The organism is Vicinamibacteria bacterium, from assembly GCA_035620555.1.
In the GTDB taxonomy this organism is placed as follows: domain Bacteria; phylum Acidobacteriota; class Vicinamibacteria; order Marinacidobacterales; family SMYC01; genus DASPGQ01.
In genome coordinates this window covers 1-18,989 of sequence record DASPGQ010000218.1, presented here as the reverse complement: position 1 = coordinate 18,989, position 18,989 = coordinate 1, and the positions used below count along the sequence as shown (strand labels likewise).

Below are 18,989 nucleotides of genomic sequence, written 5' to 3'. Positions count from 1 at the left end.
ATTCTTAGCAATGAAAATCGAGGAAAGAGCAGTGGGAGGGGTCACCATCTTGGATCTCCAGGGGAAGATGCTCATCGGCGAGGGTGACGAACTGCTTCGCGAGAAGATCAATACGTTGGTGGAGAACGGGACCACGAAGATCGTTTTGAATCTGGGAGAAGTACCCTACGTTGATAGCGCTGGCCTCGGCGAAATCGTCCGCTGTTATACGACGGTCAGCCGCAAAGACGGTAAGCTGAAGCTCCTGAACCTGACGAAGCGTATTCACGATCTGCTATCCATCACCAAACTCTTGACGGTCTTCGAGACCTACGAAAGCGAGGAAGAGGTAGTCAAGAGCTTCGGTTGATCCGATCGCCGCGCGAGACGAGCGTTTTGAAACCCCAGTCAGGGGAGTTCCCGATGTCGGACGCGCTGGTGTGGTTCGTTCGCCAGCTCCAAAGTCTCGTCGTTGCCATACGGCCGCAACAGTGGACCAAGAATCTAGTCGTTCTCGCAGCACTGATTTTTGCGGAACGTTTGTACGATCCGCATTCGCTACTTCAGGCGGTGGCCGCCTTCGGCGTCTTCTGTGCCCTCGCCGGTGCCATCTACCTCCTGAACGATCTCGCGGACCTCGAAGGGGACCGGCTTCACCCGGTCAAGCGCATGCGTCCCATCGCATCGGGTGCGTTGTCGCCCCGGGTCGCCCTTGCGGCAGCGGTCGCGCTCGGGGCCCTGGGTCTTGTCGGCGGCCTCGCCATCGGGGCCCCATTCGCCGCCGTCGCGCTCACCTATCTCGTGGCAATGACCGCCTATTCCTTTCACCTGAAGAACGTCGTCATACTCGACGTGCTCGTCGTGGCGTTCGGATTCGTGCTGAGGGCGATCGCCGGCGCGGTAGCGATCGGCGTCGTCTTCAGCAATTGGCTCTTGATATGTACCCTACTGCTCGCCCTGTTTCTCGCGCTCGCCAAGAGGAGGCAAGAGCTCACATTTCTGGCAAGAGAAGCGGCGGAGCATCGGAGGATCCTGGGAGAGTACAGCCCAAATCTTTTGGATCAAATGATAGCCGTGGTTACGGCCTCGACCCTCATCTCCTATGCGCTCTACACACTGGCGCCGGAGACCGTGGACCGGTTCGGTACGGACCGCATGATCTGGACCCTTCCTTTTGTTTTGTATGGGATTTTTCGCTATCTCTACCTCGTGCATCAGAAGGAAGAGGGGGGGAACCCGACGCGGGTCCTCCTCGATGACAGGCCGATACTCGTGACAGTAGCGCTCTGGGCCGCCACAGTGATCACGCTGATCTACCACGGCAGTCGTTCGAGCTTGACTCTCCCCTAACGACAACTGCCCAGTTTGTGACGCGCGGTGCCGCGAAGCGGCAGACGCGATGAGGAGGTTCATGTCTACCTTCAGCTCCAAAGGCTCGGACATCGATGTCGAAGCCATCATGACCAACATCCGCCGGCAGATCGAACAGAAGCGGAAGGGCTTGTACACCGAAGAGGAAGTGCGCGAGATCGCAGAAATGCAACTCGACGCCGTTCTCGATAGTCAAGAGTTCAACAGCGATTTCGTCGCCGCTTTCCGGGCGAGAGACGAGCGATGGAACTACAGCTTCGACCCCGAGACCATCTACGCGTCGTCGCGCGGGGGTGGCGGGGGCCTGATCAGGCTCTGCCGCAAGATCCTGAACCCGGTTCTGAAGCTGTTCTTCAACCCCAACCCCATGATTGCCGCGCTGTCACGGCAGTCCGACCTGAACCGCTACTATGTTTTGCTTCTGCACAACATGGCTCAGGAAATGACCCGGATGAATCTGGAGCTTTCCAACATCAAGGCGCGTCTCAGAACCCTCGGCATTCGTGTCGACTTCCAAACCAAGCGCGAGAAGGCTTTCGAGAGAGTCGTCGGCCCCTCGCGCCCCGAGCGCGAGCAGGAGGAGCCTCCGCGGCCACGCGTCGGACGAGAACCCGGTCAGGATCGCGATTCGCGAGAGAGACGACGGGGTCGGGGGGGGCGCCGGTCCTTTCGCCGGCGACGCGGCGCGGGTGGCGGCGGCGCCCGGCCGAACGATAATCGAGGCGGCGGCAGCGGCAGTGGTTCCTCGGGTCCCCGAGACGGAAGCGGGAGTTGACCCCATCTCCCGCGAATGAAATCGGGCTCAAGCTCGCCTTCGTCGTGCAACGCTACGGCGAAGACGTCAACGGGGGTGCGGAGTACCATTGCCGTCTGGTCGCCGAGCGGCTCGCATCGACGCATCGGGTGGAAGTATTGACAACCTGCGCTCGCGACTACATCACCTGGGCGAACGAAAGAAAGTCGGGGCTCGATTCGGTTCACGGCGTCCCGGTGAGGCGGTTCAAGGTCAAGCGGCCGCGCGACCCCGATCGGTTCGGGCGCCTGTCACAGAAAGTCTTCTTGGGGCGCCACAGCGAAGCCGACGAGCTCTCGTGGCTCGAAGAGCAAGGGCCGCTTTCACCGGCGCTGGTGCGTTACTTGAGACGGAACATGGGGGGGTACGACTATTTCGTCTTCTTCAGCTATCGCTACTATCACAGCTACTTCGGTATTCACGCGGTAGCTCCCAAGGCGATTCTGGTGCCGACAGCGGAGAAGGACGATGTGGTAGGCCTCTCCATCTTCAAGAAGCTATTCCACCTTCCTCGAGCGATCGTCTACAACTCGATCGAGGAACGGCAGATGATCTGGTCGGCGAGCGGAAACCAGCGGGTTTTCGGCGAGGTCGTCGGCGTCGGATCCAGGGTCCCGGAGCGGACCGACGAGGAGGCCTTTCGGCGCCGTCACGACATCGGCGGGCGCTACGCCGTTTACGTCGGCCGCGTCGACCCGAACAAGGGGTGTCGCACCCTCGTCCACTACTTCCGCCGCTACCGCGAGGAGACCGGATCGAGCCTCATATTGCTTCTCGTGGGCGGTCGGCAAATGGAAATACCCGAGGCTCCGGGAATACGCTATCTCGGGTTTCTGCCGGATCCCGAGAAATGGAGCGCGCTTTCGGGTGCCGACCTTCTCATCATGCCGTCGGCTCTCGAGAGCCTTTCGATGGCTACCCTGGAGGCATGGGCCCTGGGTAAACCCGTTCTCGCCAACGGGGAGTGCGACGTGCTCGTTGGACAGTGCCGACGCGCCAACGGGGGCCTCTACTACGGCGACTACTACGAGTTTCGCGAGGCACTGTCGCTCTTGGAGCGACGGGCGGATCTGCGGGCACAGCTCGGCGACAATGGTCGGCGCTACTACCAGCAACACTATCGCTGGGACGTGATCGAGGGAAAATACAATCGAATCCTTGACGTCCTTCGGAAAACCGACGAGAAGCGCGGCCCCGTTCCCCGGGCATCTGGCCTTCTGGACCGGTTGTTCGGGTCGAGCGTATGAGGGTCGATCAGATGCTCGCGGCGCTGTCCTATGGCGACGCCATCGGCAACGAGGCCCTGCGCATCCAAGCCATCCTTCGTGAAGAAGGCTACGAGTCCGAGATCTTCGCCGAGTCCGTTCATCCCGACATGGCAGGCCGGGCGCGGAAGCTTTGGGACTATTCGCAGGTCTCGTCGGCGGATGATCTGGTCATACTTCATTTTTCCATAGGGGCGGGCGTGAGCACGTTCGCTTACCATCTCCCCAACCCGATTCTCCTCGTCTATCACAACATCACGCCGGCCCGTTGGTTTGCACCGTACCACCGGCACCTGGCCGGTCTGTGCTACCACGGTCGGCGCGAGCTCCAGGCGTTCGTGCCTCGAGTCCGCCTTGCGGTCGGCGATTCCGAGTTCAACCGTGCCGAGCTCGACGCGGTTGGTTTCCACCCGACGGGGGTCCTTCCCCTGCTGCTCGACGACTCGCGGCTCGACATCGACCCGAATGAGGCCGTGCTGGGGATGTTCGACGACGACAAGAAGAACTTTCTCTTCGTGGGTCGCGTCATACCCAACAAATGCTTCCACGACCTCATCAAGGTGTTCGCCTTCTACCAGAAGTTCATCGAGCGGAACTGCCGATTGCTGCTCGTGGGCGAATGGGTGGGTTTCGAGAAGTATCACGAGGCCCTGGTGAGGCTGGTAGACGATTTTCAGCTGAAGGACGTCGTCTTCACCGGCCACGTCGAGGACGACGACCTGGTCGCCTACTATGAGGTCGCGGATCTGTTCCTCTGTCTGAGCGAGCACGAAGGATATTGCGTTCCCCTCATCGAGGCCTTCCGCTTCGGCGTCCCGGTGATGGCGATGGACGCTGGCGCCGTGCCCGAGACCCTCGATGGCGCCGGGATTCTGATCCGCGAAAAACGCATCGACGAAATCGCTCTCATGGCACATGCCATCGTGACCAACGATTCGCTCTCCTCGAGAATCGTCACCGGTCAGGACCGTGCTCTCGACCGACTCGAGGCGAGGGACGACCGCGTCCTGCTCGGTGAGCTCGTCAAAAAAGCCCTCGCCTCGGAGGTGGTGGGGAGTCAAGAGTCATGAAGGTCGATCAATGGCTTCCCGCGGCACACCGTGGCGACGCCATCGGTGACGAGGCCCTGCGCATCCGCGATGCGCTGGTCCGGTCGGGCTCGGATGCCGAGATATTCGCGCTCGAGATCGACGAGGACATGGAAGGCGAGGTGATGGCTTGGCGCGACCGAAGGCGCTCGGACATCGTGATACTTCATTTCGCCTTGCCTTCGCCGCTCACGAGCGCGTTCGAGCGGGAGTCCGCGGCGCGTGTACTCATCTACCACAACATCACCCCGGCGAGCTTCTTCCGGGGTCTCGACGATGAGCTCGCCCGGATTGCCTACCGAGGCCGGGAGGAGCTTCGCCGCCTTTCTGGAGCCTGCGATCTGGCTCTAGGAGATTCCGAGTTCAACCGCCTCGAGCTCGAGGAAATGGGCTTCCCGAGGACGGCCGTGCTCCCCATCCTGCTGGACTTCACCCCTTACCTCGATACCGAGCCCGATCCGGTGTTGGGCGAGATGCTCGACGACGGCAGGGCCAACTTCCTCTTCGTGGGCCGGATCTACCCCAACAAACGGTTCGAGGATCTGGCGAAGCTCGCGTTCTTCTACAAGAAGTACGTCTCGGAAAACTTCCGCTTCCTTCTCGTGGGAAAGGCCGGTAGGATGGAGCGCTATCAACAGGCGGTGCAGGCGCTCGCGGACGAGTGGGGCCTGCGGCCGAGCGAATTCCTTTTCGCCGGCCATCTGTCGTTCGACGAGCTCGTTGCCTGCTACCGTTTCTCGGACCTGTTCATCACCATGAGCGAGCACGAAGGCTTCGCCGTGCCTCTCGTCGAGTCGATGTTGTTGGAGTTGCCGGTGATGGCCTACGCGGCGGGCGCGGTCCCGTACACGCTCGGCGGCGCGGGAATCGAGTTTTACGAGAAAAATTACGAGGAGCTGGCGGAGATGGCTCACCTGATGGTCAGCGACGAAGATTTGTCCCGGCGGGTGGCGGCGGGAGGGACCCGTCGGGTCGCCAGTTTTCACCCCCATCGAGTCGAGAAAGCGCTCCTCGATTATGTCGAGGAGGTGTCCCGGTGAAGCTGGCCTTCATCGTTCAGCGGTACGGTCGCGAGATTCTGGGTGGCTCGGAGACTCTCGCACGCCAGCTTGCCGAGCGCCTCGCGCGCCGTCACGAGGTCACGGTCTTGACGACCACCGCCAGGGACTACATCACCTGGAGGAACGAGTACGAGCCCGGTGAACAGAAGCTCCGCGGCGTGCGCATCCTGCGATTCCCGGTCTCGAGCGAGCGTAACCTCGAAGAGTTCAACAAGTATTCCGAGGAGATCTACCACGGGAAGCCCACACGGGAGCAGGAGCTCGAGTGGCTCGACCGACAGGGACCCGTCGTGCCCGAGCTCGTCGAGCACCTCAAGAAAGAGCAGAACCGTTATGACCTGTTGGTCTTCTTTACTTATCTGTACTACCCGACCTACTACGGGCTCCAGGTCGCACCGGAAAAGAGCATCCTCGTACCGACCGCACATGACGAGCCGCCTCTGCGGCTCGGGATCTTTCGCGAGATGTTCCAGCTCCCCAGCTCGTTCTTGTTCAATACCGAATCGGAAGAAGTGCTGATGCTCGAACGCTTCCCGATTCACAAGAAGATGCGCGAAACGATTGGAATGGGGATGGAGCTTCTCGATCAGCCGGACACCTCCGCATTTCGTAAGAAGCACGGCATTCCCGGACGATACCTGCTCTACGCGGGGCGAATCGATCCCGGCAAAGGCCTCGAGGAGCTGTTCCGCTACTTTACGTTCTACAAGGAAGAGAACCCGGCGTCGGGCAACCTTCAGCTCATCCTCATCGGAAAACTGGGGATGAAGCTCCCCGACGATTCAGCGATTCGCTACATCGGCTTCGTCGACGAGGGGGACAAGCTCTCGGCGATGGCCGGCTCCGAAGCGGTGGTGCAGCCGTCGCGGTTGGAAAGCCTTTCCATCGTAACGCTCGAAGCCTTCTCGGTCGGCACGCCGGTCGTGGTGAACGGTGCCTCCCGCGTTCTCCTGGATCATTGCCGCAAAGCGAACGCTGGCTTCTACTACAACGACTTCGAGGAGTTCGAGGCGATTCTCAACCTGCTCGCGAGCGATCGGGCGCTCGCGAGAGCCATGGGCCGAAACGGCCAGCGTTACGTGAAGGAAAACTACGGCTGGCACAAGTTGCTGCCGAGATATGAGCTCGCCTTGCGCGCCTCGGCGAGGCCGGCCAAGGAGCCTCGAACGGCGCGCCGAGAGGCGCCCCAACCCTCGCGAGAGCCGGCCGAACGCCCAGAGAGACGAGTGACCGAAGCCGTCGTACCCGATGAGGAGGCTCTTCTCGAGCCAACCGGCGGTCCGCCTGCCGAAAAGGAAGACGAGGTCCAGGATAGGGCCCAAGAGGCCCAGGAGATCCAAGAATCGGCCGAGGTGACGGAAGAGGAGATCCAGGACTCTCTCGAGGAGGAAGGGGAGTCCCATCACTCTGCCGAGGAGGAGGAAGAGGAGGTCCGGGACCCGGCCGAGGAGAAAGAGGAGGTCCAGGACTCTGCCGAGGAGGACGAAGAGGTCCCTCACCCTGCCGAGGAGGAAGAGGAGTCCCCGCTTCCGAGCTTCTACCGAGCTTCCATCCCGCCGCGCGCTCCGGAATCGCGACCGGTACCCCCGGACGCTTCACCACCGGATCCGCGCGTCGACCCGAAAGAGCCCGACCGAGGGGAGCGCCCGGAGAGAGCGGCCAAAGAGCCCCCCGAAGAAACGGAGCCAGGCGAGCTGCCAGAATTCTATAAACCTCGCTCCCCGCGCGGGGCCGAGGAAGAAAAAGGCTCCAACGGTTGAGAGCTGGTTGCTCACCAGGGTCCGCCGCTCGACGCGTCGAAGCCTTCCCCGCTCGAGCTCGAAGCTGAGCGCCACCCGCCAGTTTCTTGACGGACGTCTTTTCGTCTCTCAGAATCGAAGGAGTGCTCGATCTGGACGATTTACTGGACGGTATCGAGCTCGGTCCCAAAGGCGGGCCGAGGCTCCAGGCCTTTCTCCGGGTTCTGTTCGGCGCCCTGGGAACGTTTCTCGCGGTGGCGGGCGCTTACCACATGCTCTCCTACGACGCCGGCCTTCCGTTTCGCCTCGCCGCGATCGCTTTGTTCGTTTTAATTGGATGCTTCAGCGCGTTCAACGTCGCTCTCTACCGTGCGTGGCGTTGGCCGGGACGCATGATCGTGGTGGCTTTCGTGGGCGTGTTCGTCGTTCGGATCGTTTTCGGGGCTTAGCGCTCCTTGGTCGGGCGGGCATCGAGCGCGAAGCCTCGTTAGTACTACCGCTCGAGCTTTCGGACCGCCCGTCGCATGCCTCGCAACGACCGTTCGTAATAGCCCCGGGTGGTCTCGAATCCCGACGGACGATTTCGCGCCAGCCACAGCTCGCGATGTCTTTCGCGCGCCTTCGCCTGCTCCCGTGCGACTCGTTCCACCCGCCGCGCGAGCCCCTTCCGGCGGCTCGGGGTCCAGGACGAAGCCTCGTTCTCGAAATCCAGATACTCGAGACCGAGGAGTCCTTTTTCCGCCGCCGACCTCGAAACCGCGACGGCGAATCGAAGCTCCGCCGCAATCAAGGGTCGTGTCTTCAATTTTCCGTCGCTCTGGACGAGGGCCCGTTCCACGCTCTCTAGCCGCCTCAGGGTCTCGACGAGGATGCTCCGACGGGACTTGCGGGTGTAGGTCGCGTCGGTCCAGTCGTCGAAGTAGAGGCTCTTGAGCGGCGAGTGATTGAAGTGGTCGAAGCCGGTCTGGTGCAGTGCACCCAACCGGCGGTAGAGTCGACCCGCCGCTCCCGAGCGATCGGAGAACGCGCTCCAGGCAAAGGCTCGGTCGAACTCCCTGTCTCCGAGGTCACTCCTGCCCCAGGCGCATTGAGCGCCCCAGGCGAAACCGTGGGCAGAGTTTCCGAGGAGGTTGGGGTGGCCCCCATCTCCCCAATCCGTTATCAGAAGCCCGACTCCACGGTGTCGTTTTGCCGCCTCGGCATAGCCGCGGATGTTCGAAACGGCATTCTCGAGGCGGGGGAACAACGTGTTCCAGCTCGACGTTCCCGCGGCGACGAGGAAAGGGATCTTCCTGTCCGCGAACACTCGAACCCGATCGAAGTCATGGTCGGCCTCGTACCACCAGTCCAGAAGAAGAAGACCGTCAGGAAGCTGTTCGAGCACGTCGGGATGCTCGTGGACCACGTCGGCCCAAATCAGCGTCCTCTTTCCGTGCTCCTCCGCCAGAGCTTTCACTCGTCGTACGTGGGACGCAAATACGGCGGCTCGACCCTCTCGTTCGGCCCAATCCTTGGACAGCCCTCTTCCGAGGTCGACGGGCTCGTCGCAGTTCGCATTGAACCACGACGAACCGAAGTTCGGAAGGTACTCGGCATAGAGATCCGAGAGCAGCTCGTAGCTCTGCTCCCGAGCAGGCGAGAGAGACCAACGCTTCTCGCTTTCGGCGAGGTGGCGAAAACCGCGAAGATTCAAGATCTGGTGCATGTGACCGAGCGATTGCAGCGTTGGGACCAGCTCCACGTGACGTTCGGCGGCGTAGGCGTCGAGCTCTCGGATCTCCCAGGCCTCCATGGGCGATGAGTTCCGTCCGATCTCCGGGTGGCGTCGAAAGCGGAACACGTGCTCGGTATAGAGCATCAGCAGGTTGAGCTTCAGCCGGACCATTTGTTCGACGATGCCCTTCAATGTCCCGAGCGTCGGCACTTTGCCGCGCGAGATGTCGATGAGCAGGCCGCGCTTGTCGAGGTCGGGGGCATCGTCGATCGTGCAACAAGGAACTTCGCGGCCGCGACCGAGGAGTTGGCTCAAGGTCTCGATTCCGTAGCGAAGACCCGACGCGCCCGCCCCCGAGACGCGCATCGAGTCTCGTGACACGTCGAGTCGGTATCCATCGCCTTCTTCCCCGGTCCTTTCGAGCTCGATACGCTGGCCGAGATCGCCGATCCGCGCGTGAGTCTCGACCGGAAGCGTAAGACCGGTACGCGCTTCGATTCGACGGCGCAGCGCCCAGGCGGATCGAAAATCGCCCGTGGTGGAGGACGGACCGAGGACGATGGGGAGATCGTGCCGAAGTCGAAACGATCCTTCGCGCTCGTGGAATCGCTGCGGCGTCGGGAGCAAAGCCGGGAGCTTCTGCATGAGGGGATTCTATGACCGTTTCGTGTTGCTCGTTTGCACGATGGTCCGCTATGCTCGTCCTCCCCGTGGAAACCGAGAAATCTCCGCTCTGGTCCGCCGCTGTCGAGGCTGCCGAAATGGTCGAGTCCCGCTGGGTCGTCGGGCTGGGAACGGGTCGGGCCGCGTCGATGTTCGTTCGCGGACTCGGCCGTCGAGTCCAGGGCGGGCTATCGGTTCGCGCGGTGGCGACTTCCCGGGCGACGGAAGCCCTGGCTCGTGAGCTCGAGATTCCCTTGGTCCCCCTCGACCAGGTCGATTCGATCGATATCGATGTCGACGGTGCCGACGAAGTGGCCCCCGATCTCGATCTGATCAAGGGCCATGGCGGCGCTCTGGTCCGAGAACGCGTGGTCGCGTCGATATCCCGGCGATTCGTGATTCTCGTCGGGGAGGAGAAACTCGTGCCTCGGCTCGGGGCGCGAGGCGCGGTGCCGGTCGAAGTCGTGCCTTTCGCCGTTTCCACGGTCTCTCGAGGCCTCGCGAGACTCGGCGCTTCGGTATCCGTTCGCTCGAACGGCGACGGCACGCCTTTCGCGTCCGACAATGGTAATGCCATACTCGACGCGAGTTTCGACGGAATAGACGATCCGGGCGAGCTGTCGAGCCAGATCGATTCTCTGGCCGGAGTCGTGGACAACGGATTGTTCCTCGGGATGGCCGACCTCGTGCTGGTTCAATCGGCGCATGGTTATCGCCGGCTCGAGCGCCGCTGAGCACGAGCAGGGTGATGAAAAACAGCGGAGCACCCACGGTCGAGCTTCGCGGCGTGACGAAGCGCTTCGCCGGAAGCACGCGCCCCGCGCTCGACGGAGTCTCCTTCGCCGTCGCCGAAGGCGAGACCCTCGTGCTGCTGGGGTCGAGCGGCTCGGGAAAGACCACTTCGCTGAAGATGGTCAATCGCTTGGTCGAGCCCGACGAGGGCCAGGTCTTCGTCGAGGGGCGCGAGGTCCGCAGCTGGGATCCCATCGTTTTGCGCCGCCGCGCCGGCTACGTCATCCAGGAAGTGGGACTGATTCCTCACTTCACCGTTCGAGAAAACGTCGAGCTCGTGCCTCGCCTCGAGGGCTGGAACCGAGAACGAAGAAGCGAACGGGCCCGCTACCTCCTCGGGCTGGTGAGCCTCGACCCGGACGAGTTCTCGATGAAGAAGCCCTCGGAGCTCTCGGGAGGTCAGCGGCAGCGGGTCGGGGTAGCGCGGGCTCTGGCTTTGGACCCGCCGCTCCTGCTGATGGACGAGCCCTTCGGAGCTCTGGATCCGATCACCAGGAGAAAGCTCCAGGACGAATTCCTGGAAATGACGCAGTCGTTGCACAAGACCATCGTTTTCGTGACCCACGATGTTCCTGAAGCCTTCAAGCTCGGCGACCGTATCGGTATCATGGACGAGGGAAGATTGATACAGCTCGCGCCTCCGGAACGGATCCGAAGCGAGCCGGCTAGCGACCTCGTTCGCGAGCTGGTGCGGACCGACGGTTATCGGAGGACCTGACGTGGAGCTATTTCGTTTCTTCGTCGAGCGGCGGACCGATATCGCGTTCATGACGTTCGAGCATCTTGGACTGGTGCTGACCTCGACTTTGATCGCGGTCGCCATCGGGTTCCCCCTCGGTGTCGTGCTGACTCGACGCGAGGACCTGGCTTCGCCGATTCTCGGTTTCGCGAACGTCATGCAGACCGTTCCGAGCCTCGCCCTGTTCGGCTTCCTTATTCCCATCCCGTTCGTGGGCGGTATCGGAAGCAAGACGGCCGTCATCGCCCTCGTGCTGTACGCCCTGCTTCCTATTTTGCGGAACACATATACCGGCATCCAGGGCGTGGACCCCGCGGTGCGGGAGGCGGGCCGCGGAATGGGCATGACCGATCTGCAGAGGCTTCGACTCATCGAGATCCCTCTCGCTTTTCCCACGATCGTCGCCGGGATACGAATCGCTACCGTCATCTCGGTGGGCCTCGCCACCATCGCCGCGGCGATCGGAGCGGGAGGGCTCGGGAACATCATCTTTCGGGGACTCGCCATGGTGGACAACCGTCTCATTCTTGCCGGAGCCATTCCCGCGGCGGCGCTCGCACTCGTCGCCGACGCCCTGCTGGGAAGGCTTCAGCGACGCATGGCGGCGCGCCTGTGAAGCGGGTGGTGCTCCTGGCAGCGGTCGCTCTCTGGGGCTGCGCGCCCGGGAGCCGCGTGGTCGTTGGCTCCAAGAACTTTACCGAGCAGATCCTCCTCGGGGAGCTCATCGCGCAGCTCCTGGAACAGCGCGGCGTTCTCGTGGATCGTCGCCTCAACCTCGGCGGGACTTTCATTTGCCATCGGGCGCTGGTGTCGGGAGACCTCGACGTCTACGTCGAATATACCGGTACGGCATTGAACGCGATTCTGAAGGAGCCGGTGCTCCATGATGCCGACGTCGTCTATCAAATGGTTCGCGACGCCTATCGAGAGCGGTTCGGTCTGGAATGGAGCAAGCCGTTGGGCTTCGCCAATACTTTCGCGATGTCCATGCGCAAAGAGCAAGCGAGGGCCCTCGGCGTCCGAGCTCTCTCCCATCTCGGGGAGCACGCCGGTTCGCTTCGCCCCGGCGCGGGCCACGAGTTTCTCGAGCGCACCGATGGCTTTCGGGGTCTGGTGGAAGCCTACGATCTCGAGTTTGGCGCTCCGCCTCGGGGGATCGAGCTCGGTCTCGTCTACCAGGCTCTCGTGGAAGGAGAAGTGGACATCGTCTCCGGCAACTCGACTGACGGACTGATCGAGAAGTACGATCTGGTCGTTCTGGAAGACGACCTTCGATACTTCCCCCCTTACGACGCGGCGGCCGTCTATCGGCCGGAGGCGGTCGCGGCTCATGGGGCCCTCGGAGAGGTCCTGGCGTTACTCGAAGGCTCCATTGACGAGCAGGCGATGAGGCGGCTCAACCGTCTGGTGGACGACGACCGACGCCGCGCGCCCGAGGTCGTCGAGGAATTCGTCCGCGACCGAGGTTGGGCCAGCCAATAGCAACGAAATCTTGTTAGCCTCCTCACAGACTTGCTTGATCCCCCGGTTACAGGGGATCCTAGTTTGGTAAACTCCAGAAGGGGTATGGCTCGCTACCGCATGGGAACCCTCGCCGCGGGTCTCCTGGCCGCCGTCTTCGCGATCGCCCAGGAGCCTTGGGGCTATGTGTGGGTTTTTCGCACGGCGAAGCTCTACTCCCTCGGCGCCGACGAGATCCGTATCGGAAGGCTGACGGAGAACGATGTCGTCTTGACCTCTCCCATGGTCTCACGGCGTCACGCGGCAATCCGGCACAAAGATGGCGGATCCGAGCTCATTGACATCGGCAGCTCCAACGGCAGCCGCCTCAACGGCAGAGAGCTGCGTCCTCGTTTTCCTCTGTCCCTCGCCCCCGGGGCGAGAATCCAACTTGCCGACGAGCTGCTTCTTTATCACGAATCGCTCCCCGAGCTCTGGGGGGACGAGCTCGAGCATAGACTTCTCTCGAGCTTCGCGAAGCTTAATATTCACCTGCCCGAGGACACGACGAGGAGATCCTTTGGCCGCGAGGAGATCGTCCCCTCGGTCTCCGAAGTGCGTATCGACTCGGCGAACGGGAAGGCCGAGCTCACCCACTCCATCGCGCTGGACGAAACGACCGGCTTTCCCCAAGACAGCGCCGCTTTCATCGGCAGCGTTGCGGTAGAACGGGGCGTGCTCGAGCTGAGCCTGTGGACCATCGCCAGCGGGAGCGCGATGACATCGAGACGCTCGTCCATCAGCAACCTCAAACATACGACCCTGCGGATCTCGGTCGAAGGCGGGGTGTCGGATGGCACCGAGGACGGCGGACGGAAGGGACCCTGGTTTCCCTACGAGATCATCGGTACGCTTTTCGACGTGTTTCCTGACGATCCCGAATACAGCCTTCGGTTCGCCAGCAGCCTCGCGAGCCAGGAGCGGCCGGTCGCCCTCCGTGACGCGGCAGCCACCCTGGCCTTCCGCCACCGGATCGATCCGGGTGACTGGAACCTCTTGCTCCTCGCCGCCGAGGCGAAAGCATCTTTCGTCGAACGCGAGGTCGCCGAGCGGAGCGCCCTTCTCACCGACGTCGAGAAGAACAAACTGGAAAAAGCAGTGGAGGAAAGCCGCCGCTGGCTCGACCGTGCTCGAGAACTTGGCGCCGAAGACGATTCCGCCGAAGGAGCGGCTGCCGCCATGGCCCGCGCCGAAGAACGCTTGGCGAGGATCCGAGATCGATGAGACCGAGCCTGGTGGCGGCCAGCTTCCTCGGCGCCAGCAGCCTGTTCGCTCAGCCACCAGACCCCCGACCGAAATTCCGCGTGGACGTCGATACCGTGAGTCTCTCGGTAACCCTCCTCGACGAAAAAGGGGGACTGGTGAACGGGCTGCCAGCGGACAACTTCAAGGTGTACGAGGATGGCGTCGAGCAGACGATTCGGTATTTTTCTCAGGCCGAGCTTCCCTTGAAGATGGTCATCCTTCTCGATACGTCGAGCAGCATGCGTCAGAAGATCGACATGGCGCGGCAGGCCGCGATTCGTTTCGTCCACTCACTGAAGCCCGAAGACGAGGTCCAAGTCGTGGAGTTCAACGACCGGGTCCTGACGCTGGCCGAGTTCACTTCGGATTTCGACCAGGTCCAGCAAGCGATCGAAGCCACCGATGTCGGCGGGGCAACCTCGCTCTACAACGCGATCTACATCTCCCTGAAAGACCTCGAGCGCCAGACGAAGGACGAGCTCGACCGGAGATCGATCGTGGTACTCTCGGACGGAAACGATACGAAATCTCTTCTCGGCTTCGAGGACGTCAAGCAGCAGGCTCGCCGGAGCAACGTCATCATCTACGCGATCTCGCTTCGCGCCACCGAGAGCGATCTGGAGAAGGACAAATACCGGAACGCCAAATACGAGCTGGACATGCTGGCACGTGAAAGCGGGGGGATGTCCTACGCGCCCGACAAGTTGGACGATCTTTCCGGTGTATACGAGGAGATCGCGACCGAGCTCGCAAGCCAGTACGCCATTGGCTACGTTTCGACCAACGACACCCATGACGGCAAGTGGCGGCGTTTGCAAGTGCTGTCGTCGGAGTCCGGCACCGAAGTTCGCATGCGAAGCGGCTACTACGCCCGGCGGGCGCCCCGCCGGAAGCGGCCCTAGCTGCGCTAACGCCGTCCAAAGACCGGAAGGTTTTCCCGAAAGCCAAAGGTCTATATGATTGGCCGGTTGCCAGGGCCGTCACAACCCCTGGAGATCGCGGGCAGGAGGCGGACGATGAGACGTGACAGCTTACCCGAGAGGCTTCACCTGTTCCTGGTGAAACCGTCGAAGTACGACGATGCCGGCTATGTCGTCCGGCATTGGCGAGGCGTTCTGCCGAGTAACACGCTCGCGTGCCTTCACGGTCTGACCGACGATCTGAATCGTCGCCGGGTCCTCGGTGATGTCACGATCGAGGTCGAGCTCGTCGATGAGGCCGTGGCCAGACTCCCGGTTCGGCGGGTGATTCGTGCCCAAAAGCGTCCGGATACCCGGGTCGTGGTCGCCCTGGTGGGTGTCCAGACGAACCAATATTGCCGCGCGGCGGATATCGCCCGGATGTTTCGTCGCCAAGGCGTCACCGTGCTCATCGGCGGCTTTCACGTGAGCGGAATGCTCTCCCTGTTTCAGGAAACGACACCCGAGATCCAGGAGCTGCTGGACGTGGGGGTGACGGTCGTCGCCGGAGAGGTCGAGGAGCATTGGACGGAGATTCTTCGCGCGGCCCATCAGGGGACGCTCCAACCCATCTACCGGTTCTTGGACCAGCTTCCCGACTTGTCCAGTGCTCCGCTGCCCATCATCGACCGCCACTATCTTCGACGGTTCGTATCCAGCAACTTCGGCACCGTGGATACGAGTCGGGGCTGCCCGTTCAACTGCTCTTTTTGCACCATCATCAACGTTCAGGGGCGAAAGAGCCGACACCGGTCCCCGGACTGCATCGTCCAGACATTGCGCGTGAACTACCAGAAACGAGGAGTGGATTTCTATTTCTTCACCGACGACGACTTCGCGAGGAACCCGGCCTGGGAGGCAATCCTCGACGCCCTCATCGACCTCAGGGAGAAGGAAGGTATACCCGTCGAGTTCATGATCCAGGTCGACGTCGCCTCCTACAAGATTCCCGGCTTCGTCGAGAAAGCCGCTCGGGCGGGTTGCAGCAACGTCTTCATTGGCATGGAAAGCATCAACCCCGAAAGCATCAAGGATGCCGGGAAAGCCCAGAACAAGGTGGAGGACTATCGAAACCTGATCGACGCCTGGCACCGCGTTCGGGTCAGCACCCACGTGGGATACATCATCGGCTTTCCTCACGACTGCGAGGAGAGCGTCGACCGAGACATTGGGAAGCTCATGGCCGAAGTAAGACCCCATCGGGCATCTTTCTTCATGTTGACCCCTCTTCCCGGCTCGCGAGATCACAAGAGGATGGTCGAGGCGGGCGAGCCGATGGATTCGGACTACAACACCTTCGACTCCTTCCACGAGAGCATGCCTCACCCGTTGCTCAAGAATGGGGCCTGGACGGACACATACATTCGTGCCTGGCGGACTTTCTACAGCTTCGACAACATGAAGTCCGTCCTCGAGCGCGTCCATCCCGATCGATACTGGGACGTCCTCCGTAACTTCTACTGGTACAAGAATTCCGCGTTGAACGAGGGAGCTCATCCCATGATCACCGGGTTCTTCCCGTTCAAGGACCGGAAGAGCCGCAGGCCGGGATTTCCTCGAGAGGGAAGGATCGCCCACGCCCGACGACGGATCCCCGAGATCTATCGTTACGTTCGGGGTGCGGTTCGCCTGACCCTGGAGTTCGAGGAGCTGTGGCTCCAGACGCGGAAACGAAGCGAGACCGAGAGAAGGGTGGTCGAGGAGCTCTCGCGAATGAGAAAAGGCTTGTCGAGAAGTCTCCGGATCTCCGAGCTGCGAACGGCCTATCTTCGGGCTCGGGCCGCCGTTCCCGGTGTGGAGGTCCCGTCCCGGCTTCGTTTGGCGAAAGCCAAGGTTTCCGTATTACAGGTGGGGCGTCTTCGGGAGACCCGCAGCGACCTCACACGCTTCTGGGAGCGGCTGAGTCTTCGGCTTCGCCAGGGTCGGGTCGACGCGCTGCTTCGAATCGACCGCATCGGACTGAACGTTCTTCGAGAGATCCGTCTGACCACGGGATTCTTCGTCGCTCTCGCGGCGGGAAATCGGCTTCCCACGGAATAAAGCCGGCCAGCAACCCCGGATGGATCAGGGCGTCCGGCCATCCACGACGAGTGTCTGTCCCGCGGGAACGCCCGATCGGGTAACGGACGAGCCGTCGGGGAAGGTGACCGCGACATCGACCAGCGCTTCCGCACCCGTGCCAAAGTGAAGGACGGGAGCGTCCTGAGCGCAGTAGCCTGTTCCCGACCGAGCCTCTCGCATTCCCAGAAGCTCCGCGGAGCCTGCCGGATGAAGCTTCACTCTCGCGCCGAAGGCTCCCGCGTTGCCCTGGGGGCCGATGAGGGAAACCTTGATCCAAGAGCCCACCGGGGACCGATTCAGAAAAAGACTGTTAGGCCCTTGCTTGCTGGCGATCAGGATATCGAGGGCGCCGTCGTTGTCCAAGTCAGCGAGGACCGCGGCGCGGGCATCGTCTCCGATACCCTGAAGCCCCACGTCGTCGACGCGTCCGAAGGCGCCGCTCCCGTCGTTGAGGTACACTCCCGTTTCCCCGGCGAAATACAGGTCGAGATCTCCGTCGTTGTCGAGGTCTCCGAACGCCCCGGTGTAGTGGATCCCGTCGAAGACCTGCACCAGATGGAACCGACCCTCTCCGTTGTTTCGGTAAAGTTTGGATCCATGACCGCCGGTAATGAGGACGTCGATGACGCCATCGTTGTCGAAATCGGCGAAGGCAACGCCGTTGGTTCCCACTCTCTCCCGGCTGCGCCTTTCGTATACGAGGCTCGCAAAATCCGTCGAATCGGCGAACCGGTCGCCCTCGTTCCTGAGGAGCGCAATCGGGCCCCGCCCCTCGTTTTCGAGATATTCGAAAGCGGTGAGGGCAAGGTCGGGTCTGCCGTCGCCATCGTAGTCGGAAGTGGAAATGCCTTGATTGGCAAAGGGGCGGTTGTCGACGCCCTTCAGGCGAAGCCTTTCGAAACGTAGACCACCCAGGTTCCAGTAGACGATTGGCTGTGCACCTTCCCAGGCGGAGACCACGAGGTCGAGCAACCCATCGGCGTTCAGATCCGCGGCGGATACTCCTCGGGAGCCGAGGTCGGTGATCTCGATTCCGGCGCTCTCGGTCAAATCGACGAAGCGCCCCGTTCCCTCGTTTCGGTACAACCGATTATTGCCGTTCCAGGTGTGGACGTTGAAGAGATCGTAGTCGCCGTCGTTGTCGAGGTCGGCGAAGACGGCTGCGTGGGATTCCGCCGAAACGTCTTCGAGAAAACCATCGTCGGCGACGCCGTTGGCGGCTCCAGCCTCCGAAAAGGTCAGAGGATTCCGCCCCTCGTTCATGAAGAGGAGATCGGGCCGGTTTTCCGCGGGATCCGCGATGTGGGTGACATAGACGTCGAGCCAGCCGTCTCCGTTCACGTCGACGACCTGGATTCCATGTCCCCCGAAGTTCTGAGGACTCGGAAAGCCTGCGCTCGAGCTCACATTCGTGAAGCAGAGACCGCTGCAACCGCCGCCGTTCGTCTGCGCCACAGAGAGCCTGGGAAAAGACGGGTCGACCGAAAATATCAGCAACCAAAACAAGCTTTGGACACGCATATTGTTGGTGGGGCCAGGTAGCATACCATCAATCTCGTTCCAGCCGGTACAGCCGATCGGAGCCGGAAACCCGATGAAGAACGAGCTTCCCGCGACCTTCCGCCTGCTCGATTCGACGGCGCATTCTCGGTCCGAGGCGGCCCGAGTGGGTGACGACGAAACGTACACCCGCACGGGCCATGAGCTCGAGGCCCTCATCGAATCGCTCCGACATCAACAATCGGTACGCCTCACGGTAGCTCCGCGGTACGAACCCGCTGTAACCGTTCACCAGCGGGCGGAAGTGAAAGATGGACCGATAGACGTAACGCGCATTGTCCTGGAACCGTTCGGGTGGCGGCAACGGAAGCTCCACGAGGGCCCCCGCTTCGTCCAGGGTCGATACATGATGGTAAATAGACGGCAGCGTCGGGGCTTCCAGGGTCCAGGGAAGAGGACCGGCGTAGCACTCAGCCGCCGCGAGTGTCAGGAAGGCGAGGCGGGCTCTGCGAGTGCGGAC

18 protein-coding genes are annotated in these 18,989 nt (G+C 62.0%); 15 read left to right on the top strand and 3 right to left on the bottom strand.

Features of this window, described 5'->3' with window-relative positions; all coding sequences use genetic code 11:
* Positions 1 to 10 precede the first annotated feature (10 nt).
* From VEK15_08730 to VEK15_08695, 8 genes are all read left to right on the top strand, one after another.
* The gene (locus tag VEK15_08730; protein ID HXV60765.1) at positions 11 to 349 is read left to right on the top strand and encodes an STAS domain-containing protein; all 339 of its coding nucleotides are present in this window, start codon (positions 11 to 13) and stop codon (positions 347 to 349) included.
* Positions 350 to 402: 53 nt separating this feature from the next.
* Positions 403 to 1,329, top strand: a complete 927-nt coding sequence (locus VEK15_08725) for a decaprenyl-phosphate phosphoribosyltransferase (protein ID HXV60764.1) — start codon at positions 403 to 405, stop codon at positions 1,327 to 1,329.
* Positions 1,330 to 1,390: 61 nt separating this feature from the next.
* Entirely contained in the window at positions 1,391 to 2,125 is a 735-nt protein-coding gene (locus VEK15_08720; protein HXV60763.1) for a hypothetical protein, read from the top strand.
* Complete coding sequence (locus VEK15_08715; protein HXV60762.1) at positions 2,122 to 3,390, top strand: glycosyltransferase family 4 protein; 1,269 nt, start codon at positions 2,122 to 2,124, stop codon at positions 3,388 to 3,390. The genes VEK15_08720 and VEK15_08715 overlap by 4 nt, the downstream gene beginning before the upstream one ends.
* Positions 3,387 to 4,478 (top strand): glycosyltransferase, encoded by a 1,092-nt coding sequence (locus VEK15_08710; protein HXV60761.1) that lies wholly within the window; start codon positions 3,387 to 3,389, stop codon positions 4,476 to 4,478. The genes VEK15_08715 and VEK15_08710 overlap by 4 nt, the downstream gene beginning before the upstream one ends.
* Positions 4,475 to 5,536, top strand: a complete 1,062-nt coding sequence (locus tag VEK15_08705; GenBank protein HXV60760.1) for a glycosyltransferase family 4 protein — start codon at positions 4,475 to 4,477, stop codon at positions 5,534 to 5,536. The genes VEK15_08710 and VEK15_08705 overlap by 4 nt, the downstream gene beginning before the upstream one ends.
* A complete protein-coding gene (locus VEK15_08700) occupies positions 5,533 to 7,317 on the top strand; it encodes a glycosyltransferase (GenBank protein ID HXV60759.1) in 1,785 nt (594 codons plus the stop codon). Before VEK15_08705 ends, VEK15_08700 begins: the two co-directional genes overlap by 4 nt.
* Before the next feature lie 122 nt (positions 7,318 to 7,439).
* On the top strand, positions 7,440 to 7,745 hold the full coding sequence (locus tag VEK15_08695; protein ID HXV60758.1) for a hypothetical protein: 306 nt from the start codon (positions 7,440 to 7,442) through the stop codon (positions 7,743 to 7,745).
* A 44-nt stretch (positions 7,746 to 7,789) separates the two neighbouring features.
* Here VEK15_08695 and VEK15_08690 read toward each other — a convergent pair whose 3' ends face one another.
* Positions 7,790 to 9,655: a glycoside hydrolase family 20 zincin-like fold domain-containing protein gene (locus VEK15_08690; protein HXV60757.1), complete on the bottom strand. Its 1,866-nt coding sequence runs from the start codon at positions 9,653 to 9,655 to the stop codon at positions 7,790 to 7,792.
* A gap of 50 nt (positions 9,656 to 9,705) precedes the next feature.
* Between VEK15_08690 and rpiA the strand changes: the two genes are divergently transcribed.
* The 7 genes from rpiA (at position 9,706) to VEK15_08655 (ending at position 16,948) form a co-directional block, all read left to right on the top strand.
* Complete coding sequence (gene rpiA, locus VEK15_08685; protein ID HXV60756.1) at positions 9,706 to 10,407, top strand: ribose-5-phosphate isomerase RpiA; 702 nt, start codon at positions 9,706 to 9,708, stop codon at positions 10,405 to 10,407.
* A 14-nt stretch (positions 10,408 to 10,421) separates the two neighbouring features.
* The gene (locus tag VEK15_08680) at positions 10,422 to 11,183 is read left to right on the top strand and encodes an ATP-binding cassette domain-containing protein (GenBank protein ID HXV60755.1); all 762 of its coding nucleotides are present in this window, start codon (positions 10,422 to 10,424) and stop codon (positions 11,181 to 11,183) included.
* Positions 11,184 to 11,232: 49 nt separating this feature from the next.
* Entirely contained in the window at positions 11,233 to 11,820 is a 588-nt protein-coding gene (locus VEK15_08675) for an ABC transporter permease (GenBank protein ID HXV60754.1), read from the top strand.
* The gene (locus VEK15_08670; protein ID HXV60753.1) at positions 11,817 to 12,686 is read left to right on the top strand and encodes a glycine betaine ABC transporter substrate-binding protein; all 870 of its coding nucleotides are present in this window, start codon (positions 11,817 to 11,819) and stop codon (positions 12,684 to 12,686) included. The genes VEK15_08675 and VEK15_08670 overlap by 4 nt, the downstream gene beginning before the upstream one ends.
* 84 nt (positions 12,687 to 12,770) lie before the next feature.
* The gene (locus tag VEK15_08665; GenBank protein HXV60752.1) at positions 12,771 to 13,928 is read left to right on the top strand and encodes an FHA domain-containing protein; all 1,158 of its coding nucleotides are present in this window, start codon (positions 12,771 to 12,773) and stop codon (positions 13,926 to 13,928) included.
* Positions 13,925 to 14,851, top strand: a complete 927-nt coding sequence (locus VEK15_08660; GenBank protein HXV60751.1) for a VWA domain-containing protein — start codon at positions 13,925 to 13,927, stop codon at positions 14,849 to 14,851. The genes VEK15_08665 and VEK15_08660 overlap by 4 nt, the downstream gene beginning before the upstream one ends.
* Before the next feature lie 114 nt (positions 14,852 to 14,965).
* On the top strand, positions 14,966 to 16,948 hold the full coding sequence (locus VEK15_08655) for a radical SAM protein (protein HXV60750.1): 1,983 nt from the start codon (positions 14,966 to 14,968) through the stop codon (positions 16,946 to 16,948).
* A gap of 24 nt (positions 16,949 to 16,972) precedes the next feature.
* Here the strand turns inward: VEK15_08655 and VEK15_08650 are convergent, their stop codons facing one another.
* Both VEK15_08650 and VEK15_08645 read right to left on the bottom strand, forming a co-directional pair.
* Positions 16,973 to 18,424, bottom strand: coding sequence for a CRTAC1 family protein (locus tag VEK15_08650; GenBank protein ID HXV60749.1), 1,452 nt, complete (start codon positions 18,422 to 18,424; stop codon positions 16,973 to 16,975).
* A gap of 94 nt (positions 18,425 to 18,518) precedes the next feature.
* Positions 18,519 to 18,989: hypothetical protein (locus VEK15_08645; protein ID HXV60748.1), on the bottom strand; the 471-nt coding region annotated here is incomplete at its 5' end.

Coding starts and splice junctions, on each gene's coding strand:
- VEK15_08730 (HXV60765.1), top strand. CDS start 11: ATGAAAATCGAGGAAAGAGCAGTGGGAGGGGTCACCATCTTGGATCTC.
- VEK15_08725 (HXV60764.1), top strand. CDS start 403: ATGTCGGACGCGCTGGTGTGGTTCGTTCGCCAGCTCCAAAGTCTCGTC.
- VEK15_08720 (HXV60763.1), top strand. CDS start 1,391: ATGTCTACCTTCAGCTCCAAAGGCTCGGACATCGATGTCGAAGCCATC.
- VEK15_08710 (HXV60761.1), top strand. CDS start 3,387: ATGAGGGTCGATCAGATGCTCGCGGCGCTGTCCTATGGCGACGCCATC.
- VEK15_08705 (HXV60760.1), top strand. CDS start 4,475: ATGAAGGTCGATCAATGGCTTCCCGCGGCACACCGTGGCGACGCCATC.
- VEK15_08690 (HXV60757.1), bottom strand. CDS start 9,655: ATGCAGAAGCTCCCGGCTTTGCTCCCGACGCCGCAGCGATTCCACGAG.
- rpiA (HXV60756.1), top strand. CDS start 9,706: ATGCTCGTCCTCCCCGTGGAAACCGAGAAATCTCCGCTCTGGTCCGCC.
- VEK15_08680 (HXV60755.1), top strand. CDS start 10,422: ATGAAAAACAGCGGAGCACCCACGGTCGAGCTTCGCGGCGTGACGAAG.
- VEK15_08675 (HXV60754.1), top strand. CDS start 11,233: ATGACGTTCGAGCATCTTGGACTGGTGCTGACCTCGACTTTGATCGCG.
- VEK15_08665 (HXV60752.1), top strand. CDS start 12,771: ATGGCTCGCTACCGCATGGGAACCCTCGCCGCGGGTCTCCTGGCCGCC.
- VEK15_08660 (HXV60751.1), top strand. CDS start 13,925: ATGAGACCGAGCCTGGTGGCGGCCAGCTTCCTCGGCGCCAGCAGCCTG.
- VEK15_08655 (HXV60750.1), top strand. CDS start 14,966: ATGAGACGTGACAGCTTACCCGAGAGGCTTCACCTGTTCCTGGTGAAA.